Here is a 21,079-nt window from a genome sequence, read left to right on the forward strand (position 1 = left end):
TTCGTCGCGGAAATGGCGCGGCGGAGAAATGCGATCTTGCCGGCGGGCGCCGCGCCCGGCGCCGTCCCCCGGTCGCCAACTGCCCATCTCGCGGGACATGTACCGGCAGTTCGGGCGGCCCGCGCGGGCCGGTCCGGCGCGGCGCCGCGGGGACCGGACGGACGCCCGCCCCCAAGAGCTTCGATCACCGCCGAAACCGGCAGATCACCGCCCCGGCGGACCATCGCCCACGTCCCGCACCTGTGGGATATCAAGCGCATTCCGCAGAACTCGTCATGTTCCCTGTTCCGACTTATGGCGCTCCCGGGAGCGTCTACAGTGAGGCGTTCACGATTCAATGCCGCACGCCATTTCGACGCGTCGGCACACGAAGGAGCATCGGGTGGAAACGAATCACAACTTCCTGCAGACGGGGGGTCAACCGGTCTCGGACCGGATGCGGGAGTTGCTCGCCCGTGCGGCGCAGGACCACGTCTATGAGCAGCGCTCCCAGGGCCAGGTGCTGGACGAGATCCGCCAGCGGCTGGAGGGCATGGAGTGGCTGCTGCGCGAGGTGCGGGAGCGCGAGCTCACCGGCCTCACCGGCCAGCTCGACGGCGTCCGGGGCGTGGTGGACGAGCTGTCGGGCAAGCCCCCGGAGTGGGCCGAGAGCCTCGCCGAGCACATCGACGCGGTGAGCGACCGGGTGAAGCCCGTCGCCGAGCTGCCCGCGCTGTGGGCCGACGTCGGCGTCGTCTCGGAGCACGTCGACGAGGGCCTCAACCGGATCCAGCTCGTCCTGGACTCCGCGCAGCACATCACCGACGCCACCGCGCAGGCGTCGCAGCGCATGGCGGAGATGGCCAAGCGCCTCGACAAGCTGCAGGGCAGCATGGAGGCGGCGTCGGTCCGCTTCAACCGGCTGGACAAGTCGCTCGCCGAGCTCGGGCACCGCTCGGAGAAGCTGGACCACTCGGTCAACGGCATCACCACCCGGGTCGACCAGTCGCTCGGCGAGATGGCCGAGCGCGTCGAGCAGGGCCTGGAGGCCGTCAACGGCCGCGTCGAGGGCGTCGGCGGCCGGCTGGACGGCCTCGACGGGCGGCTGGAGGGCCTCGCCGGCAAGCTGGACGGCCTGGACGGCCGCTTCGAGGGCGTCGACGACCGCATCGACGGGGTCAACGACCGCATCGGCCAGCTCCCCGCCACGCTGGAGATCAGCGAGCTGCACCGCCGGCTGAGCGGCATGGACGGCCGCTTCTCCACGCTGGAGGAGCGGATCGGCCAGCTCCCGGCCGCGCTGGAGATCACCGACCTGCGCGACCGCCTCGCCGCGCTGGACGGCCGCGTCGGCGAGCTGCCCGCGACCCTGGAGATCGACGCGCTGCGCGACCGCCTCACCGAGATCGCCGAGCGCCCGCAGATCGACCACAGCGACCGGTTCGACGCGCTGGAGCGCCGGGTCGGCGAGGCCGTCGAGCCGCTCGTCACCGAGCTGCGCGCCCGCCCCGACCGCGACGAGGTGCAGGCCACCATGGCGCTGATCGCCGAGTCGGCCGCCGGCGACGTCGCCCAGCGGATGGCGGAGTTCTCCCGCCGCTTCGAGGACGTGCACGACACCGTCCGCCAGCGGATCGAGGGCATCCACGAGGAGGTCACCCGCAAGGTCGACGACGCCCTGGAGGAGTTCACCACCCAGGTCGACATCGTCTCCCGCCGCGTGGAGTCGGTGCACGTCGACGTCGTCAAGCAGGTCGAGTCGGTGCACAACGAGGTGTCCCGCCAGGTCAACGGCGTGCACGACGACATGTCCAAGCGCATCGGCGAGGTCCACGGCGACGTCACCAAGCAGGTCGACACCTTCAGCGAGAGCGTGTCCCGCCAGGTCGGCGGGCTCCAGGAGGACGTCACCCGCCAGGTCGGCGGCGTCCAGGAGGAGTTCGGCCGCATCCAGGAGGAGTTCGGGCGCCGCGTGGACGACGTGCAGGACGAGGTCGCGCGCCGCGCCGAGGCCGTGCAGGCCGCGCTCGGCGGCCGCTTCGACGACGTGCAGGACGAGGTCGGGCGCCGCGTGGACGCGGTCCACGACGACGTCTCCAAGCAGGTCACCGCGGTGCACGAGGACGTGCTCAAGCGGCTGTCCACGCTGGAGGAGACCATGCTCGCGCTCGCCGAGGCGCTGCTGCGCCCGCGCCGCGAGGGCAAGGAGTAGGAGCGGTCGTCGGAAAGGGGCGCCCGGCGGTCTCGCCGGGCGCCCCTTTCCGCCTGTCCCGCCCCCCTCGCGACCGTCGGAACGACGGCGATGACGTGCTCTTCGTTACGTTCGGTCTTCGTAAAATCACTCTCAATCGCCGTTCCGATCGGTTTGGATGTTGGTCGTGACCACTTCGCCCGCACCCTTCCCGGCCGCCGCGCCCGCCTCCGCCCCCGCCCCCGCGACCCCGCCCGCCGCGTCCGCGCTGCGCTGGGTCCAGGAGTGCTTCGGCAAGGGCGCGCGGGTCCGGACGGTGCGGCCGCTCGCGGGCGGCACCGCGCACGCCAACCACGAGGTGCTGGTGGAGAGCCGGGCGGGCAGCCCGCACCACCTCGTGCTGCGCCGCTGGCTGCCGGGCGACCACAGCCTCGCCGCCGCCGAGTTCTCGCCCGAGCGCGAGATCGCCGCGCTCGCGCTGCTCGCCGGCGCCGAGGTCCGCACGCCCGCGCTCGTCGCCGCCGACCCGGCCGGCGCCTACTGCGACGCGCCCGCGCTGCTCATCGCCAAGCTCGACGGGCACCCGCCGCGGCCGTCCCGCGACGACCTGCCCGAGTACCTGATCCAGCTCGCCGCGGCGCTGCTGTCGGTGCACGGCCTGCGCGGCGCGGCGTCGATGCCGCCGTACATGCCCTACAACCGGCTCGACGTGCGCGTCCCGCCGCGCCACGCGCTCCGTCCGGGACTGTGGGAGCGGGCGTTCGAGGCCGCCGCGCGGCCCGCGCCGCCCGCGCGGTCCTGCTTCGTGCACCGCGACTACCAGCCGGACAACACGCTCTGGTCCTACGGGCGGCTGACCGGCGTCGTGGACTGGTCGGACGCCTCCTACGGCCCGGCCGCCGTCGACATCGCCGCGATGCGGCTCAGCCTCGCGCTGCTGTACGGCCCGCCCGCCGCCGACGCCTTCCTGCGCTGCTTCGACCAGGTGTCCGGCGGCTACGAGCACGACCCGTACTGGGACCTGCGGGCCCTGCTCGACCTGCTCCCCGAGACCGGCGGCCGCACCCTCGACGAGGTCCACGTCCCCCTCTACGAGGACTACCTCGCCGGGCTGCTCGCCGACCTCGCCCCATGACCACCCGGTCACCATCCGTCGAGATGCGGCGTGTTGGCCTGTTGAATCGATTCAACAGGCCAACACGCCGCATCTCGACCTCTCATGACCACCCGGTCAGAGGGTGACCAGGTCGACCGGGAGGCTGGAGTCGGCGGGCAGGGCCAGGTCGGACGGCGGCAGGTTCGCCGCGGCGAGCTCGGCGCCGAGCGCCGCGACCATCGCGCCGTTGTCGGTGCACAGCTTCGGCCGCGGCACCCGCAGCGTCACGCCCGCCGCGTCGCAGCGCTCCTGCGCGAGCGCGCGGAGCCGCGAGTTCGCCGCGACGCCGCCGCCGATCAGCAGGTGGTCGACGCCGCTGTCCTTGCAGACCTTCAGCGCCTTGTGCGTCAGCACGTCCACCACGGCCTCCTGGAAGGACGCGGCGACGTCGGCGACCGGGACGGGCTCGCCCGCCCGCTCCCGGGCCTCCACCCAGCGCGCCACGGCCGTCTTCAGGCCCGAGAACGAGAAGTCGTAGGTGCCGTCGGCGTACTTGCCGCGCGGGAACGCGATCGCGGCCGGGTCGCCCTCGCGGGCCCGCCGGTCGATGACCGGGCCGCCGGGGAAGCCGAGGTCCAGCACCCGGGCGACCTTGTCGAACGCCTCGCCCGCCGCGTCGTCCACGGTCGAGCCGAGCGGCCGCACGTCGGTCGCGACGTCGGGGACGAGCAGCAGCGAGGAGTGCCCGCCCGACACCAGCATCGCCACGCACGGCTTCGGCAGCGGCCCGTGCTCGAGCTGGTCGACGCAGACGTGCGCGGCGAGGTGGTTCACCCCGTACAGCGGCTTGCCGAGCGCGAGCGCGTACGCCTTCGCCGCCGCGACGCCCACCATCAGCGCGCCGGGCAGGCCGGGGCCCGCCGTGACGGCGAACGCGTCCACGTCGGCGAGGGCGACGCCGGCGTCGGCCAGCGCCCGGTCGACCGTCGCGGTCATCGCCTCCAGGTGCGCGCGGGACGCCACCTCGGGCACCACGCCGCCGAACCGGGCGTGCTGGTCGACGCTGGAGGCGATCGCGTCGGCGAGCAGCGTGTGCCCGTGCACGATCCCGACGCCCGTCTCGTCGCAGGAGGTCTCGATCCCGAGGACGAGCGGCACCGAATCCTTGATCATTGCGAGTTCCCCCCGGTGAAGCCGAACCCGGCGGCGCGCGGCGCGCGGCGGCGGCGCATCACGATCGCGTCCGTGCCGGACGGCTGGTAGTAGCGCTTGCGGAGGCCGACGCGCTCGAACCCGAACCGCTCGTAGAGCCGGATCGCCGGGTCGTTGCCGGCGCGGACCTCCAGGAACACCTCGTCCGCGCCGCGCCGCCCGGCCTCCTCGACCAGGTCGGTCAGCAGCAGCGTGCCGATCCCGGCCTCGCGCACGTCGGCGCGGACGCCGATCGTCTGCACGTCGGCCTGGTCGGCGGCGGCGGCGAGCCCCGCGTACCCGACGATCTCCCCGCCCAGCTCGGCGACCACGTAGTGCCGGGTGCGGGGCTGGTCGGCCAGCTCGTCCTGGAGCATGCCGAGGCTCCAGGCGTCCTCGGGGAACAGCCGCGTCTCCAGGGCGTGCACCTCGGCGAGGTCGGCCTCGGTCATCGCGCGCAGGCGCGGCCCGTCGCCGCTCACGCGGGCGTGACCTTCTTGCGGGGGCCCGGCTCCTTGGCGTCGGGCCGGCGCAGGTAGAGCGGCTCGGGCGCGGTCAGGTCGGGGCCCTTGCGGCCCGACAGCCGGACGATCGCGAGCTCGGCGAGCGCCGCCGCCGACGGCAGCAGCGGCGCGAAGCCGTCCCCGGTGCCGCCGAGCACCTCCGGGTAGAGCGCCGCGCCCTCGCCGATGACCGGCAGCCCGTCCGGCACGCCCGCGCGGACGTCGGCGGGCGGGCCGACGGCCGGGCCGGCGGTGCGGACGGCGGCGGAGGCGTAGCGCGCCCAGTAGACCTCCTTGCGGCGCGCGTCGGTCGCGACGGCGAACGGCGCGTCCCGCCCGGACGCCCAGGCGATCACGTCCAGCGAGCAGACGCCGTGCACCGGGACGCGGAGCGCGTCGCCCATCGCGCGCGCGGTGGCGAGACCGACGCGGAGGCCCGTGTAGGGGCCGGGACCGGTGCCGACGACGAGGGCCGACAGGTCGCCGGGGACCGCGCCCGCGTCCGCGAGCACGCCCGCGACGGCGGGCACCAGCAGCTCGGTGTGCTTGCGGGTGCGGGCCTCCTCGACGGCGCCGCGGCAGCGCACGCCCTCGCCGGGGGTCCACTCGTACAGCGCCACCGTGACGGCCGCCGTAGCGGTGTCGAAAGCCAAGACCAGCACGCCACGGAAGCCTAGCCGAGTGCGGGCGTGCTACCGCCCGGTCAGGACCTGTTCAGCGCGTCCACCATGCCGCGGGCCGCCTCGGTGGCGCCGCCGATGGCCTTCCCGGCGCTCAGCGGGGTGCCGTCCTCGCCGCCGTCGCCGCCCGAGTAGTGCACGGTGATCAGCACGTTGGCCAGCCGGACGTTGGCGACGGCCTCGCCCGACTCCTCGCCCCGGTCCACGCTGTAGACGACGTAGCCCTCGTCGCCGAGGCCGTCCAGGGGCTTCTTCTCGGCGATCTCCTGGCCGGCGAGCAGCGCCTTGCCCGACTCGTCGGCCGTCCGCTCGCCGGTGAACGCCTTGCGGGCCGCCTCGGTCGGGGTGTCGGCGGAGGTGCCCGCGACGGAGCGCAGCTCCACGGTGAGCTGCCGCTTGTGGTCGCCGGTGTAGGCGCCCCACACGCACTGGTTCTGCCGGTCGTTGCTCTGGTAGTTGTCGGCCTGGGTGCGGTCGGCGCCCGGCGCGAGCCGGCCCGCGATCGCGGCCGGCAGCGTCGCGCAGGCGTCCGGCATCAGCGACCGCTCGCCCTTGGCCGACGGGCTGCTCTCGGCGGCGCCGGTGCCGACGACCTGGCCCGCGTCGTGCCCGCCCGTGCCGCCGACGCCGCGCAGGATCGCGAACGCCGCGAGCACGCACACGCCGACCGCCGCGACGAGGCCGCCGAGCAGCACGAACAGGCCGCCGCCGCGGCGCCGCTCGCGCACCCGGTGGCTGCCGGACGCGCTCCGGCGCCCGCCCGATCGCGGGGGCCCGCCGGCGCGGCGCTCGCCCGTCCGGTACCCGCCGGAGGCGTGCTCGCCGCTGTCGTACCCGGCGCCGTAGGGGCTCGCCCGGTAGGCGTCGCTCCGCCCGGCGCCCGCGGCGGCGCCCGGGTCGCGGCCGGCCCGGTACCCGCCGGACACCCGGTCGTCGCTGGACCGGTACTCGCCGGTGCGGTACCCGGCGGGGCGGTAGGGCTCCTGCGGGCCCGACGTCAGCGGGTCGCCGTAGCCGCCGGTGTAGGGGCCGCCGGAGTAGGGGCCGCCGGAGTACGGTCCGGTGTCGCGGGGACGCCCGCGGTCGCCCTCGTCCATTCGGTACCCCTCCGTGCTGCCCGGCCCACCCGCCGAGGGGCCGCCGCCCGAGAGGGGACGACCGCCGTAGCTGTCCGTGCGGTCGCTCCCGCCGCGGTGGCTGCCACTCACCGGATTGCACTCCTATGCCTAGAGCAATCAGTTATGCCGCGAAGGTGAGGTTCGCTCCGGCAAAGAGTACGACATGTCGCCGTAATCTGGTCGGATCACACTTACGTAAATTTACGAAGAACTTTCGTCTTCTACCGCAGGTCGGCGGCCGCGCCGGCCCAGCGCTGACCGACACCGGTCAGCCGGACGGTGCGCTCCTCGCCCGCGTCCGCCCCGCCCCGCGAAATGACGATCTCCAGACGATCTTCGGTGAGGGCCTCGGCGAGGCCCTCCCCCCATTCCACGATGGTGACCGACGCGTCCACCGAGGCGTCCAGGTCGAGGTCGTCCAGCTCGGCGTGGCCGCCCAGCCGGTAGGCGTCCACGTGCACGAGGGCCGGGCCGCCCGCCAGCGACGGGTGCACCCGCGCGATGACGAAGGTCGGCGAGGTGACCGGCCCGCGCACCTTCAGCCCCTCCCCGATCCCCTGCGTCAGCGTGGTCTTGCCGGCGCCGAGGTCGCCGGTCAGCACCACCAGGTCCCCGGCGCGCAGCAGCCCGCCCAGCCGGACGCCGAGCGCCCGCATGTCCTCCGCCGTCGGCACGGTCGTCTCCACCGGCCACTCCCCCCGCTCGCGCTCCACCGGCCGCTCCCCCCGCTCCCGCTCCGCCGGGCCCGTCACGCCGTCCGCTCCCGGGCGCCCGGCCGGACCCGCTCCGCCATCCGCCGCACCGCCCCGGTCACCACGCCCGGATACTCCAGCGGCAGCACGTGCCCCGCCTCGTCGATCTCGGTGAGCTCGGCGTCCGGCAGCGCCGCGGCGATGCGCCGGCCGTGCTCGGCCGGGGTGAGCCGGTCCCGCCCCGCCACCAGCACGCTGACCGGCACCCTACCGACGACCGGCAGCGCTGCGGCCTTGTCGTGCGCGACGAGCGTCGGGTAGAACTCGGCGATCACGTCGATCGGCGTCCGCCGGATCATCCCCTCCAGGAACCCGACCACGCTCGGGCTGACGCGCTTGTCGGCGAACGCCATCTTGCGCGTCACCACGAACGCCAGGTCGGCGCCGAGGCCGCGGGCCCGGTCCACCAGCTCGTGCCGGCGGCCGAGACCGCGCAGCGTCCCCGGCGTGAACGGCCGGATCGCCTTGGCGAGCACGAGCGGCAGCCCGAGCGTCATCTCCCGCATGTCCCCCGCCGAGGTGTTCACCAGCACCACCCCGACGATCTGGGTCCCGAACAGCTCGGGGTGCCGCTCGGCCAGCGCCATGATCGTCATGCCGCCCATGGAGTGCCCGGCGAGCACGACGGGCGTCCCCGGCCGGACGGTCGCGCGCAGCACCGCGGCCAGGTCGGCGCCGGTCTGGTCGACGGTGGCGTGCGCCAGGTCGCTCCGCCCCGAGTCGCCGTGGCTCCGCTGGTCCCAGAACACCGCGCGGAGGCCCGGCTCGCCGCGCAGGTCGCGCCGCTGGTAGTGCCAGGTGTGCCGGGTGAGGGTGTAGCCGTGGCAGAACACGACGGTGAGCGGCGCGTCGTCCGGCCCGTCGACCTCCGCGTGCAGCGGCACGCCGTCGTCGGCGACGACCTCGACGGGCCGCCCGGTGAGCTCGCCGAACGGCTCGTCCCGGTCGGGGTCGGGCCGCAGCCGGACCCGGCCGACGGCCAGGTGCCGCAGCCCGACGGCCGCGCCGATGCCGGCCGCGCCGGCGCCCGCGACCGCCCCCGCGATGATCGTCCGCTTACGCCTGCCGTCCATCCCCGTTCCCTTCGCCCCGCTCCGCCGCGGCGAGCCGCCCCGTGTAGACCCGGGGGACGCGCGGCCCGATCCGGGTGACGACCTCGTAGGAGATCGTGCCGAGCGCGTCCGCCCAGTCCTGCGCGGTCGGCTCGCCCCGGTCGCCCGGCCCGAACAGGAGGACCTCCTCGCCCGCGGCGAGCCGGTCGTCCCCGAGGTCGATGACGAACTGGTCCATGCACACCCGCCCGGCGATGCGGCGGCGCCGCCCGCCGGCGAGGACCTCCAGCAGGTTCGACCCGTGCCGGGGGACGCCGTCGCCGTACCCGGCGGGGACCACCGCAAGCGTCGTCTCCGCCTCGGTCGTGTAGGTGTGGCCGTACGACACGCCGCTGCCCGCCGGGACCCGCTTCACCAGCGCCGTCTCGGCCGCCAGCGTCATCGCGGGCCGCAGCCCGAAGCCGCCGATCTGCGGCACCGGCGTGAGGCCGTAGGTGGCGATGCCCGGCCGCACCAGGTCGTAGTGCGCGTCGGGCCTGGTCAGGATGGCCGCCGAGTTCGCCAGGTGGCGCACCTCGGGCCGCAGCCCGGCCCGCTCGGCGTGCGCGAGCAGCTCGGTGAACACCTTGTGCTGGGCGTCGTTGGCGGGGTGTTCGGGCTCGTCCGCGCACGCCAGGTGCGACATGATCCCGGCGACCCGGACGGTCCCCTCGGCCTCGGCGGCGAGCGCCGCGTCCACCAGCGCGGGCCAGTCGGCGGGCCCGGCGCCGCCCCGGCTCATCCCGGTGTCGGCCTTCAGGTGGACGCGGGCCGGGCGGCCCGCGGCGCGGGCGGCGGCCGCCACCTCGGCGAGCAGCACCGCCGAACCGGCGGTGACGTCGACGTCCTGCGCGATCAGCTCCCCGTACGGCTCGCCCGGCACGCCGATGCAGACGAGGATCGGCACGCCCGCCACGCCTTCGGCGCGCAGCCGCAGCGCCTCGGCGACCTTGGCGACGCCGAGCCAGGTCGCGCCGCCGGCGAGCGCGGCGCGCGCCGCCGGCGCCAGGCCGTGACCGTACGCCTCGGCCTTCACCATCGCCATCACCGCGGCGCCCCCGGCGCGCTCGCGCAGCAGGGCGATGTTGTGGGCGATGGCGTCCAGGTCGACGCGCGCTTCGGCAGGACTTCTCATGGTCACCCAGTGTGCCCGCCCGCGGGCGGTGCACGGAGCAGGGAGCGCCCGGTGGCGCCGCCTCGTCCCGATTGGACGGCCCGCCGCGCCGCCCGGTTCAGTCCAGGGTGCGGAACGCCCGCGGCAGCGCGGTGACCACGTCGAACGCGCTGATCGGCGCCTGCCCGTACTCCTCGGGCCCGCCCGCCGCGGCGATGCGGGCGGCCAGGCCGTGCAGGTAGGCGCCCGCCGCTGCCGCGTCCAGCGCCGCCATGCCGCCCGCCAGCAGCGCCCCGACCAGCCCCGACAGGACGTCGCCGGTGCCGGCCGTCGCGAGCCGCGGCGTCCCCGTCGGGTTCACCCGGACCGGCCGGTCCTGCTCGGCGACCAGCGTGGTCGAGCCCTTCAGCAGCACCGTCGCGCCCAGCTCGGCGGCGGCGCGGCGGGCGTGCTCCAGGCGGCGCGCCTCGATCACGTCGCGGTCCACGCCGATCAGCCGGGACAGCTCCCCGGCGTGCGGGGTGAGGACCGTCGGGGCGTCCCGCGCCAGCAGGTCGCGGCGGCGCGCGAGGACGGTCAGCCCGTCGGCGTCCACCAGCACCGGCACGTCGGTGGCGAGGGCCTGGGTCACCAGCTCCTCGGCGGCCTCCCCCGTCCCGAGGCCGGGGCCGACGACCCACGCCTGCACCCGCCCGACGCCCGCCAGCGCCTTCGGCTCCGGTTCGATCACCGTCGTGACGGCCTCCGGCCAGCGCCGCCGCACCAGCTCGACGGGGTGCTCCACCGACGCGAACCGCACCATCCCGGCGCCCGCGTGCACGGCGGCGCCCGTGCTCAGCACCGCCGCGCCGGTGTACTGGTCGCTCCCCGCGACGATGCCGACGACGCCGCGCCGGTACTTGTCGGACTCGGCGCCCGGCTCGGGCACCAGCACGTCCGACGGCCGCGCCGCGACGACGTCCGGGTCGGGCAGGTCGGCGCCGAGCCCGATGTCGACGAGCTCGACGACGCCGCAGCGGTCGGCGCCCGGATCGATCAGCAGGCCCGGCTTGTAGGTCCCGAACGTGACGGTGACGTCGGCGTGCACGGCCTCGCCGTCCACGCGTCCGGTGCCGGCGTCCACGCCGCTCGGCACGTCGCAGGCGACGACGGTGCCCTCCGCCGCCGACGCGAGCCGCGCCAGGGTCGCGTGCGGCTCGCGCAGCGCGCCGGTGCCGCCGATGCCGGTCAGCCCGTCGATGATCAGGTCGGCCCGCGCGACGGCGCCCGCGGCGTCGTCCAGCACCCGGCCGCCCGCGGCGCGCAGCGCGGCGAGCCCGCCCTCGTGCACCGTGTCGGCCGCCCGCACCACGCCGACCCGGGCGCCCCGCCGGGCGAGCCGCGCCCCCGCGTACAGGGCGTCGCCGCCGTTGGCGCCGCCGCCGACCAGCAGCACCACCTCGGCGCCGTAGACGCGCGGCAGCAGCCTGACGCAGACCGCGGCGAGACCGGCCGCGGCGCGCCGCATCAGCGCGCCGTCCGGCAGCCGTGCCATCAGGGCCTGCTCGGCCGCCCTGACCTTGCCGACCTCGTGTGCGAACCGCATCGCGCCCTACCCCTCAAGGCTCTCGGCGATCACGACGGCCGTCGCGATGCCGCCGTCGTGACTCAGCGAGACGTGCCAGCGGGTGACGCCGCGCGCGGCCGCCGCCGCGGCCACCGTCCCCCGCACGTGCAGGACCGGCCGGCCGCCCTCCGCGCGCCGCACCTCGGCGTCGGTCCAGAGCAGCCCGCGCGGCGCGCCGAGCGCCTTGGCGAGCGCCTCCTTGGCGGCGAACCGGGCGGCCAGCGACCGTCCGGGCAGCCCGCGCTCGGCCGCGGTGAACAGCCGGTCGCGCAGCCCCGGAGTGCGCTCCAGCGACCGCTCGAACCGGGCGATGTCCGCGACGTCGATCCCCACACCCACGATCACATACCCAGGGTGCCACGCCGCTCACCCGTCAGGCCGCCGGCGGCCCCGCCGGCACCGCCCGCAGCACCGGCGCCGCCTCCAGCGCCCGCGCCTCCGGCACGTGCACCCAGCCCTGCCGGCGCCGCCCGCCGACGAGCACCCGCACGTCCGGCAGGTACCCGTCGCAGGGGATGCCCTCGTACCCGTGCCGGACGACGCACCGGTAGATCTCGTCGCTCACCACCACCGCCAGCGGCCCCGCCGCGCACCGCAGCCGCCGCTTGAGCTGCCGCGCGTCCAGCAGCCGGCACGCCACGTCCAGCGCCTCGCCGAAGTAGCCGAACTCGTCGCGGTGCACCTCCCCGGCGTGCACGACGGCCCGCAGCCGGAGCCCCCGGCTCGGCCACTCCTCGGCCGGCAGCGCGCGGTCGTACTCCGCCAGCAGCCGGTGCAGCTCGGGCACGAACCGGCTGAGCAGGTAGGTCTTCGGCACCTCGTCGCTCGGGCGGACCAGCACCAGCGCGCCGTCCCCCCGGTCCTCGAACGGCTCGCACCGCGCGGGCCCGACCCCGGCCCGCTCCAGCGCGGCGCACAGCATCGCGTGGACGGCCCGCCGCAGGTCGCCCCTGATCGGATCGGTGCGGAGCGGGCTCGTCGACCCCTCGATGTCGACGGCGATGATGCTCCGGTGCAGGGGAAGCAGGTCCACCGGACCCTCCGTAATCTCCCGGCCCCCGCCGGGGTCGGTCCACCTGTCCCGCGGACAGGCCGCCAGCAGAAGGCCACGCCGCCGCGTGGCCGGAGAACGCCCGCCGCCACACCGTCGGGGCCGCGCGCACATGCCGCTGCCGCGCCGCCTCGCGGAACGGCGCGGTCGTTCGCTCAGGGGTTCCAGTCGCTCTGGCCGCTACCAGGAGTGTGCGCGAACGCAACTATCCATGCAAGTTTCACGCAGCCAGACAACCCTTATCCCCAAGGCCATACCGACGCCCCGCGGCCAACGCACCCCGCCACCCATGCCACCCGCGAACACGGAGAGCAACCAGAACGCACCCGAGCGAAGGTGACGATCGAGCGGCCATCCTCTGCTCAGACGAAGAAAAAGAACCTTTCTGGCTTCTCAGGTCGCCGACCACAGCGCTTCTCCCCGCACAGCCCCGCAGAACCATGGCCTTGCCACCATAGGTGCGCTAACGTAAATGGCTCTGCAACTTTCACACTCCCGCTGACCTGTCCGTGCGCGCCCCTTGCCCATGCCAGGATCAAAGGGTGACCCTGGTGACGATCCCTGGCCATCACCCCCCACAATCTGTGAGCCCCTCCAGCAGAGGTCGGCAGCCATGAGCAGCTCACGAGGCCCCACCGTCCGCCAGCGCCGCCTCGGGTCCGAGCTGCGCGCGCTTCGCGAGGGCATGCGATTCAAAGGCGACGAGGTGGCGCACCGCCTTTCCTGGTCGACCGCAAAGGTCAGCCGCCTGGAGAACGCGAGAACGGGCGCACGGGTCGACGACGTGGTCGAGCTGCTGAAGCTGTACGGCGTGACCGGCGACCGGCGCGACGACCTCGTCAAACTGGCCGAATCCGCCACGGAGCGCGGCTGGTGGGAGGACTACCCGTCCGTCAACCCGGCCTACGCCGAGCTCATCGCGATCGAGAGCGATGCCAGCACCGCCCTGTGCTGGGAGAACCTGGTCGTGCACGGCCTGCTCCAGACAAGGGAGTACGCCCTCTCCCTCAGCCGGGGATGGAACGTCCTGAAACCCACGCACGAACGGGAGATCCAGCGCTGGGTGGACGTGCGGATGCGACGGCAGAAGGTGCTCGACAGTGAAACCCCCCTGCACATGGACGTCATTTTCGACGAGGCCGTGCTCCGCCGGAAAGTCGGGGAAGACAAGGTCATGACCGACCAGCTGGCCCATCTGGTGGAAATGGCGAACCGGCCCAACATCGAGATCAGGGTCTTCCCCCTGGACGAAGTGCAGCCGATCTCCAGCCCCCCTTTCACGCTGATGAGGTTCGAGCGCAAGTACGGAACGTCGTTCCCCGATATCGTGCACACCGAGAGCATCAGCTTCGTCTACGTCCACGAAGAGAAGGAGACCTTCCAGTACGATCTCTCCTTCACCGCCCTCAGGAAGAAGGCGCTGCCGCCCGCGCCGTCCCTCGCCTTCCTGGAGGACATGCACGCCCAATGGCAGGAGAGAAGCCAGAAGGCGACATGAGGGCACGATCCGCCATGACACGGCGGATCGGGGAACTATCCCCTGGCACCTCGCTCAGCACCCTTTGATGGACTACAGTTCCGCCCATCTCTTCGTGCCGCGCGCAGGGGAGGCTCCTCGCTTTTCGGCACTCTCACGCCCACTGCGATCCCTGCTGCGCGCTCGAAACCGGACACAGAAAGCGTTAGGTGCGCAGTGCTGCCTTTTGTCGCGCAAGCCGACGTTCCCCGCGAAGGAACATCTTCTTCTCCCAACTGGCGCAAGAGCGCCCGCTGCGGGAGCAACACGACGTGCGTCGAGGTCGCCGCACTCTCACCGGGAAGCATCGGCACCCGTGACACCAAGCAAGGAACGACAGGACCGATTCTCCGCTTCAGCGCTACGGCCTGGAACGCCTTCGTCCAGCGCACGAAAGAGGGCGCCTACGACATGAGCGCGGACCTGTAGGACCTACTTCTCACCCGCCATCCGCCGACCGCGATCCGGTCGCCCGATGGACATGGGCGAAGCAGCGAACGAATTGCCGGAGAAGGCCACCACCGTAGCACTTCTCCCTCTTTCCGGGCGACGGCCCGGAATTTTTTCGGCCCGTTGATCAATTCGAGGCCCGCACCGCCCATACTCTTCACCCCGCCTGGGTACACCCCTAGGCGGCACCGGCGCCATCCATCCCCTATCACCGCGCCATAGGAGGTGGGATGCGAGTCGGCAACGCATCCGCACGCCCTTGGGCGAAGAGCAGTCGCTGCGCTTCGAACACGGCGTGCATCGAGGTCACTCGGTTGCACAGCGCGGACATCGGTGTCCGCGACGGCGGGCTCGGCGAGTCCGCGCCCGTCCTGTCCATCGGTTCCACTTCGTGGGACCGCCTGCTCAGCAAGATCAAGGCCGGCGAGCTCGACTCCTGAGCCGGCCTGGACGTGCGGACGCCCTCCCGCGCTCACGTGCGGGAGGGCGTCCGTGTGCGGTCACTCCACCGTGACGGACTTGGCGAGGTTGCGGGGCTGGTCGACGTCGTGGCCCTTGGCGGTGGCCAGCTCGCAGGCGAAGACCTGGAGCGGGACGGTCGTCACGAGCGGCTGGAGCAGCGTCGGGACGGCCGGGACCTCGATCAGGGTGTCGGCGTACGGGCGGACGGCGTCGTCGCCCTCCTCGGCGATGACGATGGTGCGGGCGCCGCGGGCGCGGATCTCCTGGATGTTGGAGACGATCTTGTCGTGGAGGACGGCGCGGGCGCGCGGCGGGACGACGACGATGACGGGCAGCCCCTCCTCGATCAGCGCGATCGGGCCGTGCTTCAGCTCGCCGGCGGCGAAGCCCTCGGCGTGCATGTAGGCGAGCTCCTTCAGCTTCAGGGCGCCCTCCAGGGCGACCGGGAAGCCGACGTGGCGGCCGAGGAACAGCACCGACGGGGCGTCCGCCAGGGAGCGGGCCAGGTCGCGGACCGGGCCCATGGTCTCCAGCACCTTCTCCACCTTGTCCGGCATCTGCGCCAGCAGCTGGATCATGGCGAAGACCTCGTCGCCCCACTTGGTGCCCCGCACCTGCGCGAGGTAGAGGGCGATCAGGTAGACCGCGACGAGCTGGGTGAGGAACGCCTTGGTGGACGCGACGGCGATCTCCGGCCCGGCGTGGGTGTAGAGGACGCCGTCGCACTCGCGCGGCAGCGTGGAGCCGTTGACGTTGCAGACGCCGAGGACCTTGGCGTGCTGCTCGCGGGCGTGCCGGACGGCCATCAGGGTGTCCATCGTCTCGCCCGACTGGGAGATCGCGATGACCAGGGTGTTGCGGGACAGGATCGGGTCGCGGTAGCGGAACTCGTGCGCGAGCTCGACCTCGCAGGGCAGCCCCGCCCAGTGCTCGATGGCGTACTTGGCGATGAGGCCGGCGTGGTTGGCGGTGCCGCAGGCGACGATGACGACCTTGTCGACCTCGCGGAGCGCCTGGTCGGAGATGCGCATCTCGTCGAGGGAGAGCCGCCCGTCGGCGCCGATGCGGCCGAGCAGGGTGTCGGCGACGGCGCGCGGCTGCTCGGCGATCTCCTTCAGCATGAAGTAGTCGTAGCCGCCCTTCTCGGCGGCCGACACGTCCCAGTCGACGTGGTACTCGCGGACGGTCGCGGGCGCGCCGTCGAAGTCGGTGACGGTCACCCCCGACGGGCGCAGCTCGACGACCTGGTCCTGGCCGAGCTCGAGGGCGTCGCGGGTGTGCTCGATGAACGCGGCGACGTCGGAGGCGAGGAAGTTCTCGCCGTCGCCGACGCCGACGACGAGCGGGGAGTTGCGGCGGGCGCCGACGACGAGGTCGGGGTCGCCGGCGTGCACCGCGACGAGGGTGAAGGCGCCCTCCAGGCGGCGGCAGACGGCCCGCATCGCGTCGGCGAGGGTGCCGCCGGACTTCAGCTCGTCCTCCAGCAGGTGCGCGACGGTCTCGGTGTCGGTGTCGGACGCCAGCTTGTGTCCGCCCTCCTCCAGCTCCGCGCGGAGCGCCGCGAAGTTCTCGATGATGCCGTTGTGGATCACGGCGATCGTGCCGCCGCAGTCGGTGTGGGGATGGGCGTTGCGGTCGTTCGGCGCGCCGTGCGTCGCCCAGCGGGTGTGGCCCATGCCAAGCGTCCCGGCGGGCGGCGGCTCCTCGGCGAGCGCCTCCCGGAGGTTGACGAGCTTCCCGGCGCGCTTGGCGGTGGCCAGCGTGCCGTCCTCGGCGAGCAGCGCCACGCCGGCCGAGTCGTACCCGCGGTACTCCAGCCGCGCCAGGCCCTCGACCACGACGTCCAGTGCCGGCCTGGAGCCGACGTAACCCACGATTCCGCACATGGCGTGCAGCCTATGCGCTCCACACCCCGCCGACCTACCTGCGACGGGCCGCTTGGCCGGGTTATAACGTGGACGCCCGGTGAATTGTGGACGACCTCAAGAGCGGATGCAGCAGCGTGCCCAGCCCCTACGTGGAACTCTCCCGCGCCTCCTGGCGGGCGCTGCGCGAGAGCGCTCCGCTGCCGCTCACGCCCGCCGAGCTGGACGAGCTGCGCGGCCTGCGCGACCCGATCGACATCACCGAGGTCGAGGAGGTCTACCTGCCGCTGTCGCGGCTGCTGAACCTGTTCTTCCTGGCCGACGGCGGCCTGCGCGACACCGTCGGCGCCTTCCTCGGCGAGCGGGTGCAGCCGACGCCGTTCGTGATCGGCGTGGCGGGCAGCGTCGCGGTCGGCAAGTCCACGACGTCCCGGGTGCTGCGGACGCTGCTGGCGCGCTGGCCCGAGCATCCGCGCGTGGCGCTCGTCACCACCGACAGCTTCCTGTACCCGAACGCGGTGCTCGCCGAGCGCGGGCTGATGCAGCGCAAGGGGTTCCCCGAGTCCTACGACCGGCGGGCGCTGGTGCGGTTCGTGTCGTCGGTGAAGGCGGGCGCGGAGCAGGCGACCATCCCGGTGTACTCGCACCTGGAGTACGACATCGTGCCGGGCGCCCGGCAGACGGTGCGGCGCCCCGACATCCTCATCGTGGAGGGGCTGAACGTGCTGCAGGCCCCGCCGCCGGGGCAGCTCGGCGTCGCCGACTTCTTCGACTTCTCGATCTACGTGGACGCCCGGGTGGAGGACGTCCGCCGCTGGTACGTGGAGCGGCTGTTCGCGCTGCGCCGCACCGCGTTCGCCGACCCGCGCTCCTACTTCCACCGCTACGCCGAGCGGGACGAGGCCGCGGCGGAGGAGTTCGCGCTGCGGGTCTGGCGCGAGGTCAACGAGGTCAACCTGGTGGAGAACATCCTGCCGACGCGGGCCCGCGCGACCCTCGTCCTGCACAAGGGCGAGGGCCACGCCGTCCAGCGCGTCCGCCTGCGCCGGATCTGACGGTCACCGCACGTTGCGCGCCACACGCTTCTCGAACCGCTGGAACCCCTTCACCGCGTCGTCGTCGACGTAGTTCCACGGTTCCTCGGTGACGCGTCCCGCGATCGCCTCGAAGCGGCGCGCGGCCGCGGCGCTGTCGCCGGCGAAGGTGAAGGCGTAGGCGAACAGGTTGTCGGCGCGCACCGCGTCGGGTTCGGACGGCCAGGACGGGTGGTCGACCGAGTGCGCGGCGGCGGCGCGCAGCTCGTCCAGCACCGCCGGGGCCGCGAAGTAGCGGGCGGTGTCGTCGTCGTCGAGCGTCAGGCTGATCTCGATGTGGGCCTCGACGACGCACGCCGCGACGGCACGGCCGGGCGGGGACGCGGCGGCGCGCTCGCGCGCGAAGTTCAGCATGAGCTCGTCCGAGCCGCTCCACTTGGCGGCGAGGCCCTGCACCATCTGGGTGTGGGCGCGGCGGTGCCAGGGGTGCCGCTCGATGACGCGGGTGAAGCGGCGGGCGAGCTCCTCGTGGCCGAGCTGCAGGCCCCGCGCGGTGATGACCCGCTGGGCCCACGGCTCCGGGTCGTCCGGGGCCAGCTCGGCGGCCTTCTCCAGGTCGGCCTCGGCGGCGCGGAGCCGCTCGAAGAACCCCTGGAACTGCTCGCGGCTGGTGTGCTCGGCGCGCGCGGTGCCGCGCACCGCCCACGCCCAGCCGATGCCGTGCGCGCCGCGCGCCAGGTGGGCGTCGGCGGTGCCGTCGGCGTCCACCCAGGCGTCCAGCCAGGAGGGCCGGCCGGGCAGCTCGGTCACCAGGCGCAGCAGGAAGGGGCGGCCGTCGGCGCCGGCGGCGGCGAGGACGTCGCGGACGGTGCCGCGGTCGCCGGCCCGCAGCGCGGCCTGGAAGCGCCGCGCGTCCGGGTCGCCGAAGGTCGGGTCGAGGGCGGGCTCGGCGGGCGCGTGCTCAACCGGCATGGGCGGGCTCCTCGGTGGTGAGCGGCGGGACGGGGGTGAGGTCGACGGCGCCGAGGCCGAGCTCGGCGCGCACCGCGGCGACGCCCTCGGCGCCCTCCAGGGCGCGGTCGGCGAGGGCGTCCGGCGCGGTGCCGGACCACCGCGCGTCGATGCCCTCCGCCCAGGAGAACACCCACGCGCCGCCGTGCCCGGTGACGACGTGCTCGGCGAGCGCGGCGCCGAGCGGCCCCCGGACGAGCGCGGCGGCGCTGTCCTCGGGGACCTCGGCGTTCAGCGCGCGGGCCAGGTCGAGGACCCGCCCTGCGGCGATCAGCTCCAGCGCGGCGTCCAGGCCGCCGGCGTTCCAGCGGCCGCCCGCGACCAGCGCGTGGGAGCGGAAGGCGGCGGCGGTCTCGGCGACCGCCGGGGCATAGCTGTCGGCGGACGCGTCCCAGGCCACCGGGGCGAGCTCGGCGCCGCGGGTCGCGGCGCGGGTGAGCAGGGCGGCGACGGCGCGCTCGGCGCGGTCGGGGTCGGCGAGCACCGTGCGGGCGGGGCCGCCGCCGGGGACGGCGGCCGGGCCGGGCAGCGCGCCGATGAGGGCGAGCCGCTCGCCGAGCGCCGGATGGGAGTCCCAGCGGCCGGTCTCCTCGGCGAGCGCGGCCTCCCGGACCTTGCCGTACAGCTCCTGGCGGCCGGGCTCGGCGTACAGCGCGCGGAGGCCGCCGTAGAGGTCCTCGGGGGTCCGGCCGCGCTCCCACAAGGGCGCCACGTACGCCTCCAGCAGGAAGTCGAACACCTTGTCCGCGATGCTGATCTTGACGAGGGCGGACGCCGTCGCGGCCCCGCCCGACACCCGCACCGACGCCCGGTCGGCGGCGCGCTCCTGCGCCCGCGACACCGCCGTCGAGTAGCGCAGGAAGAGCTTGAAGTAGGAGCGGAACACGAGCGCCAGCAGTCGGCTCGCGACCCGCTCGTCGGCCGTGAGCGCCCGCACCATGTGCAGGATGCGGGCCTTGGACCGGTAGAGCAGCGGGCCGAGGCGGGTGTCGCCGCCGGAGATGTGGCCGAACTCGTGCACGAGGACGGCGCGCAGCTCGGCGCGGTCCAGCACGGCGACGAGGCCGAGCCCGAGGCCGAGGACGGTCCGGCCGCGCACCAGGCCGAGCAGCCGCGACCGCTGGTAGACGAAGGCGTTGACGTCGGGCACCAGGTAGATCTCGTCCGGGACGCGCGCGCCTGCCGTCCGGGCGATCTCGGTGACCTCGGCCCAGAGGGCCGGCTCGTCGGCCGGGCCGACGCGGATGCCGAGCGGCGGCGCGTCGTCCTCCTTGGCCGACCGGAACAGGCCGCTCAGCAGCGACCAGCCGCCGAACGCGCCGACCAGGACCGTCCCGACGCCCGCGACGGAGACGTGCAGGTACACCTGCACCAGCACGCCGATGACGACCACCAGCGCGAACAGCACCACGATCAGCACGGTGGCCAGCACGTAGAACCCGACCAGCAGGCCGAGCGCCGCCACCGCCCGCGTGCCGACGCCGGGACCGCCCTCCCGTCTCGCCATCTCCGACCGCCCCTCGTCTCGCACCGATGAGCGGACAGCATGGCGGATCCGGTGATCATCAGGGAAGGTTCCGGCGATCACGATAATTGTAATGATCTTCCGTCAACCCGGGCACTGACCTGCGCGTCGGCGCCCGGCCGGCCTTCACTCGGCGGCGACGACCGACAGGGAGCGCAGCCGGACGACGGCGAGGACCGCGCCGGCGGCGGCGACCGCGACGAGCAGCGGGGCGGCGACCGGCAGGTCCACCGACGCGTGCACGTAGGACGTCGGGGTGAGCGCGTCGGTGACCGACAGCGCCCACTGCTGGATGGACGCCGACCGCGCCCCCGGCGCGAAGTTGCCGAGCAGCGACTCCCAGACGAGCACGTACAGCAGGCCGATGACGGCGGCGTTGCGGCTGATGACGGCGAGCGCCACGAACACCGCGGTGTAGGTGATCCCGCCGGCGAGGGCGCCCGCCGCGAACGCGGGCGCGAGCTGCGCGGTGCCGCCCGCCATCAGCAGGCCGGTGAGCAGGATCGGCACCACCGCGAACACCGTCACGAGCGCGATCGCGACGGCCAGCTTGGTGAGCACGACGGTGTGCCGCGGGATCGGCTTGGTCAGCACGTACATGATCTGCCCGTCGTCGATCTCCGGGCCGATCACGCCGGTGCCGGCGATGAGCGCGAGCAGCGGCAGCAGCACCGCGAACCCGAACCCGTGCAGCACCGCCGCCGCGGTGTCCAGGTCGCTGGCGTCCAGGACGCGCATCAGCGCGGCCAGCACGGCGAGGAGCAGCGGCAGCGCGAACAGCAGGACCGCCCGGCGGCGCCCCAGCATCGCCCGGAAGGTGATCATCGCGATCGTGGCATTCATG

20 protein-coding genes are annotated in these 21,079 nt (G+C 74.1%); 6 read left to right on the forward strand and 14 right to left on the reverse strand.

Annotated elements, in window-relative coordinates:
• The first annotated feature begins 382 nt into the window (after positions 1-382).
• Positions 383-2,191, forward strand: a complete 1,809-nt coding sequence (locus K1Y72_RS34075) for a hypothetical protein (RefSeq protein WP_308287358.1) — start codon at positions 383-385, stop codon at positions 2,189-2,191.
• A gap of 166 nt (positions 2,192-2,357) precedes the next feature.
• On the forward strand, positions 2,358-3,305 hold the full coding sequence (locus K1Y72_RS34080) for a phosphotransferase family protein (protein WP_308287359.1): 948 nt from the start codon (positions 2,358-2,360) through the stop codon (positions 3,303-3,305).
• 96 nt (positions 3,306-3,401) lie between these two features.
• Here K1Y72_RS34080 and tsaD read toward each other — a convergent pair whose 3' ends face one another.
• The 10 genes from tsaD to K1Y72_RS34130 all read right to left on the reverse strand — a co-directional run bounded on the left by tsaD (position 3,402) and on the right by K1Y72_RS34130 (position 12,354).
• A complete protein-coding gene (gene tsaD / locus K1Y72_RS34085) occupies positions 3,402-4,439 on the reverse strand; it encodes a tRNA (adenosine(37)-N6)-threonylcarbamoyltransferase complex transferase subunit TsaD (protein WP_220170659.1) in 1,038 nt (345 codons plus the stop codon).
• The gene (rimI, locus tag K1Y72_RS34090) at positions 4,436-4,939 is read right to left on the reverse strand and encodes a ribosomal protein S18-alanine N-acetyltransferase (protein ID WP_372453062.1); all 504 of its coding nucleotides are present in this window, start codon (positions 4,937-4,939) and stop codon (positions 4,436-4,438) included. Before rimI ends, tsaD begins: the two co-directional genes overlap by 4 nt.
• A complete protein-coding gene (gene tsaB / locus K1Y72_RS34095; RefSeq protein ID WP_220170660.1) occupies positions 4,936-5,622 on the reverse strand; it encodes a tRNA (adenosine(37)-N6)-threonylcarbamoyltransferase complex dimerization subunit type 1 TsaB in 687 nt (228 codons plus the stop codon). Before tsaB ends, rimI begins: the two co-directional genes overlap by 4 nt.
• 41 nt (positions 5,623-5,663) lie before the next feature.
• Entirely contained in the window at positions 5,664-6,737 is a 1,074-nt protein-coding gene (locus tag K1Y72_RS34100; RefSeq protein WP_220170661.1) for a hypothetical protein, read from the reverse strand.
• Positions 6,738-6,979: 242 nt separating this feature from the next.
• Positions 6,980-7,414, reverse strand: a complete 435-nt coding sequence (gene tsaE, locus K1Y72_RS34105; protein ID WP_220170699.1) for a tRNA (adenosine(37)-N6)-threonylcarbamoyltransferase complex ATPase subunit type 1 TsaE — start codon at positions 7,412-7,414, stop codon at positions 6,980-6,982.
• A gap of 92 nt (positions 7,415-7,506) precedes the next feature.
• A complete protein-coding gene (locus K1Y72_RS34110) occupies positions 7,507-8,583 on the reverse strand; it encodes an alpha/beta fold hydrolase (RefSeq protein WP_220170662.1) in 1,077 nt (358 codons plus the stop codon).
• On the reverse strand, positions 8,567-9,736 hold the full coding sequence (gene alr, locus K1Y72_RS34115; protein ID WP_220170663.1) for an alanine racemase: 1,170 nt from the start codon (positions 9,734-9,736) through the stop codon (positions 8,567-8,569). Before alr ends, K1Y72_RS34110 begins: the two co-directional genes overlap by 17 nt.
• A 97-nt stretch (positions 9,737-9,833) precedes the next feature.
• Entirely contained in the window at positions 9,834-11,300 is a 1,467-nt protein-coding gene (locus tag K1Y72_RS34120) for an NAD(P)H-hydrate dehydratase (RefSeq protein WP_220170664.1), read from the reverse strand.
• Between the two features lie 6 nt (positions 11,301-11,306).
• Positions 11,307-11,666 carry a holo-ACP synthase gene (locus tag K1Y72_RS34125; protein WP_220170665.1) on the reverse strand — a complete coding sequence of 120 codons (360 nt, stop codon included), beginning with the start codon at positions 11,664-11,666 and terminating at the stop codon, positions 11,307-11,309.
• A 28-nt stretch (positions 11,667-11,694) separates the two neighbouring features.
• Entirely contained in the window at positions 11,695-12,354 is a 660-nt protein-coding gene (locus K1Y72_RS34130) for a hypothetical protein (protein WP_220170666.1), read from the reverse strand.
• A gap of 631 nt (positions 12,355-12,985) precedes the next feature.
• On the opposite strand from K1Y72_RS34130, the gene K1Y72_RS34135 reads away from it, so the two are divergent.
• From K1Y72_RS34135 to K1Y72_RS34145, 3 genes are all read left to right on the forward strand, one after another.
• Complete coding sequence (locus K1Y72_RS34135) at positions 12,986-13,870, forward strand: helix-turn-helix domain-containing protein (protein ID WP_220170667.1); 885 nt, start codon at positions 12,986-12,988, stop codon at positions 13,868-13,870.
• Between the two features lie 195 nt (positions 13,871-14,065).
• Entirely contained in the window at positions 14,066-14,317 is a 252-nt protein-coding gene (locus K1Y72_RS34140; protein WP_308287360.1) for a DUF397 domain-containing protein, read from the forward strand.
• 251 nt (positions 14,318-14,568) lie between these two features.
• Positions 14,569-14,778, forward strand: coding sequence for a DUF397 domain-containing protein (locus K1Y72_RS34145; protein ID WP_220170668.1), 210 nt, complete (start codon positions 14,569-14,571; stop codon positions 14,776-14,778).
• 60 nt (positions 14,779-14,838) lie between these two features.
• Here K1Y72_RS34145 and glmS read toward each other — a convergent pair whose 3' ends face one another.
• Complete coding sequence (gene glmS, locus K1Y72_RS34150) at positions 14,839-16,686, reverse strand: glutamine--fructose-6-phosphate transaminase (isomerizing) (RefSeq protein ID WP_220170669.1); 1,848 nt, start codon at positions 16,684-16,686, stop codon at positions 14,839-14,841.
• A 116-nt stretch (positions 16,687-16,802) separates the two neighbouring features.
• On the opposite strand from glmS, the gene coaA reads away from it, so the two are divergent.
• Positions 16,803-17,720, forward strand: a complete 918-nt coding sequence (coaA, locus tag K1Y72_RS34155) for a type I pantothenate kinase (protein ID WP_308287361.1) — start codon at positions 16,803-16,805, stop codon at positions 17,718-17,720.
• Positions 17,721-17,723: 3 nt separating this feature from the next.
• Here coaA and K1Y72_RS34160 read toward each other — a convergent pair whose 3' ends face one another.
• From K1Y72_RS34160 to K1Y72_RS34170, 3 genes are all read right to left on the reverse strand, one after another.
• Complete coding sequence (locus K1Y72_RS34160; protein ID WP_220170670.1) at positions 17,724-18,671, reverse strand: hypothetical protein; 948 nt, start codon at positions 18,669-18,671, stop codon at positions 17,724-17,726.
• On the reverse strand, positions 18,661-20,217 hold the full coding sequence (locus tag K1Y72_RS34165; RefSeq protein WP_220170671.1) for a M48 family metallopeptidase: 1,557 nt from the start codon (positions 20,215-20,217) through the stop codon (positions 18,661-18,663). Before K1Y72_RS34165 ends, K1Y72_RS34160 begins: the two co-directional genes overlap by 11 nt.
• A 144-nt stretch (positions 20,218-20,361) precedes the next feature.
• Positions 20,362-21,078, reverse strand: a complete 717-nt coding sequence (locus K1Y72_RS34170; protein ID WP_220170672.1) for an ABC transporter permease — start codon at positions 21,076-21,078, stop codon at positions 20,362-20,364.
• Position 21,079: the final 1 nt, after the last annotated feature.

The organism is Actinomadura parmotrematis (assembly GCF_019458805.1).
GTDB lineage: Bacteria > Actinomycetota > Actinomycetes > Streptosporangiales > Streptosporangiaceae > Spirillospora > Spirillospora parmotrematis.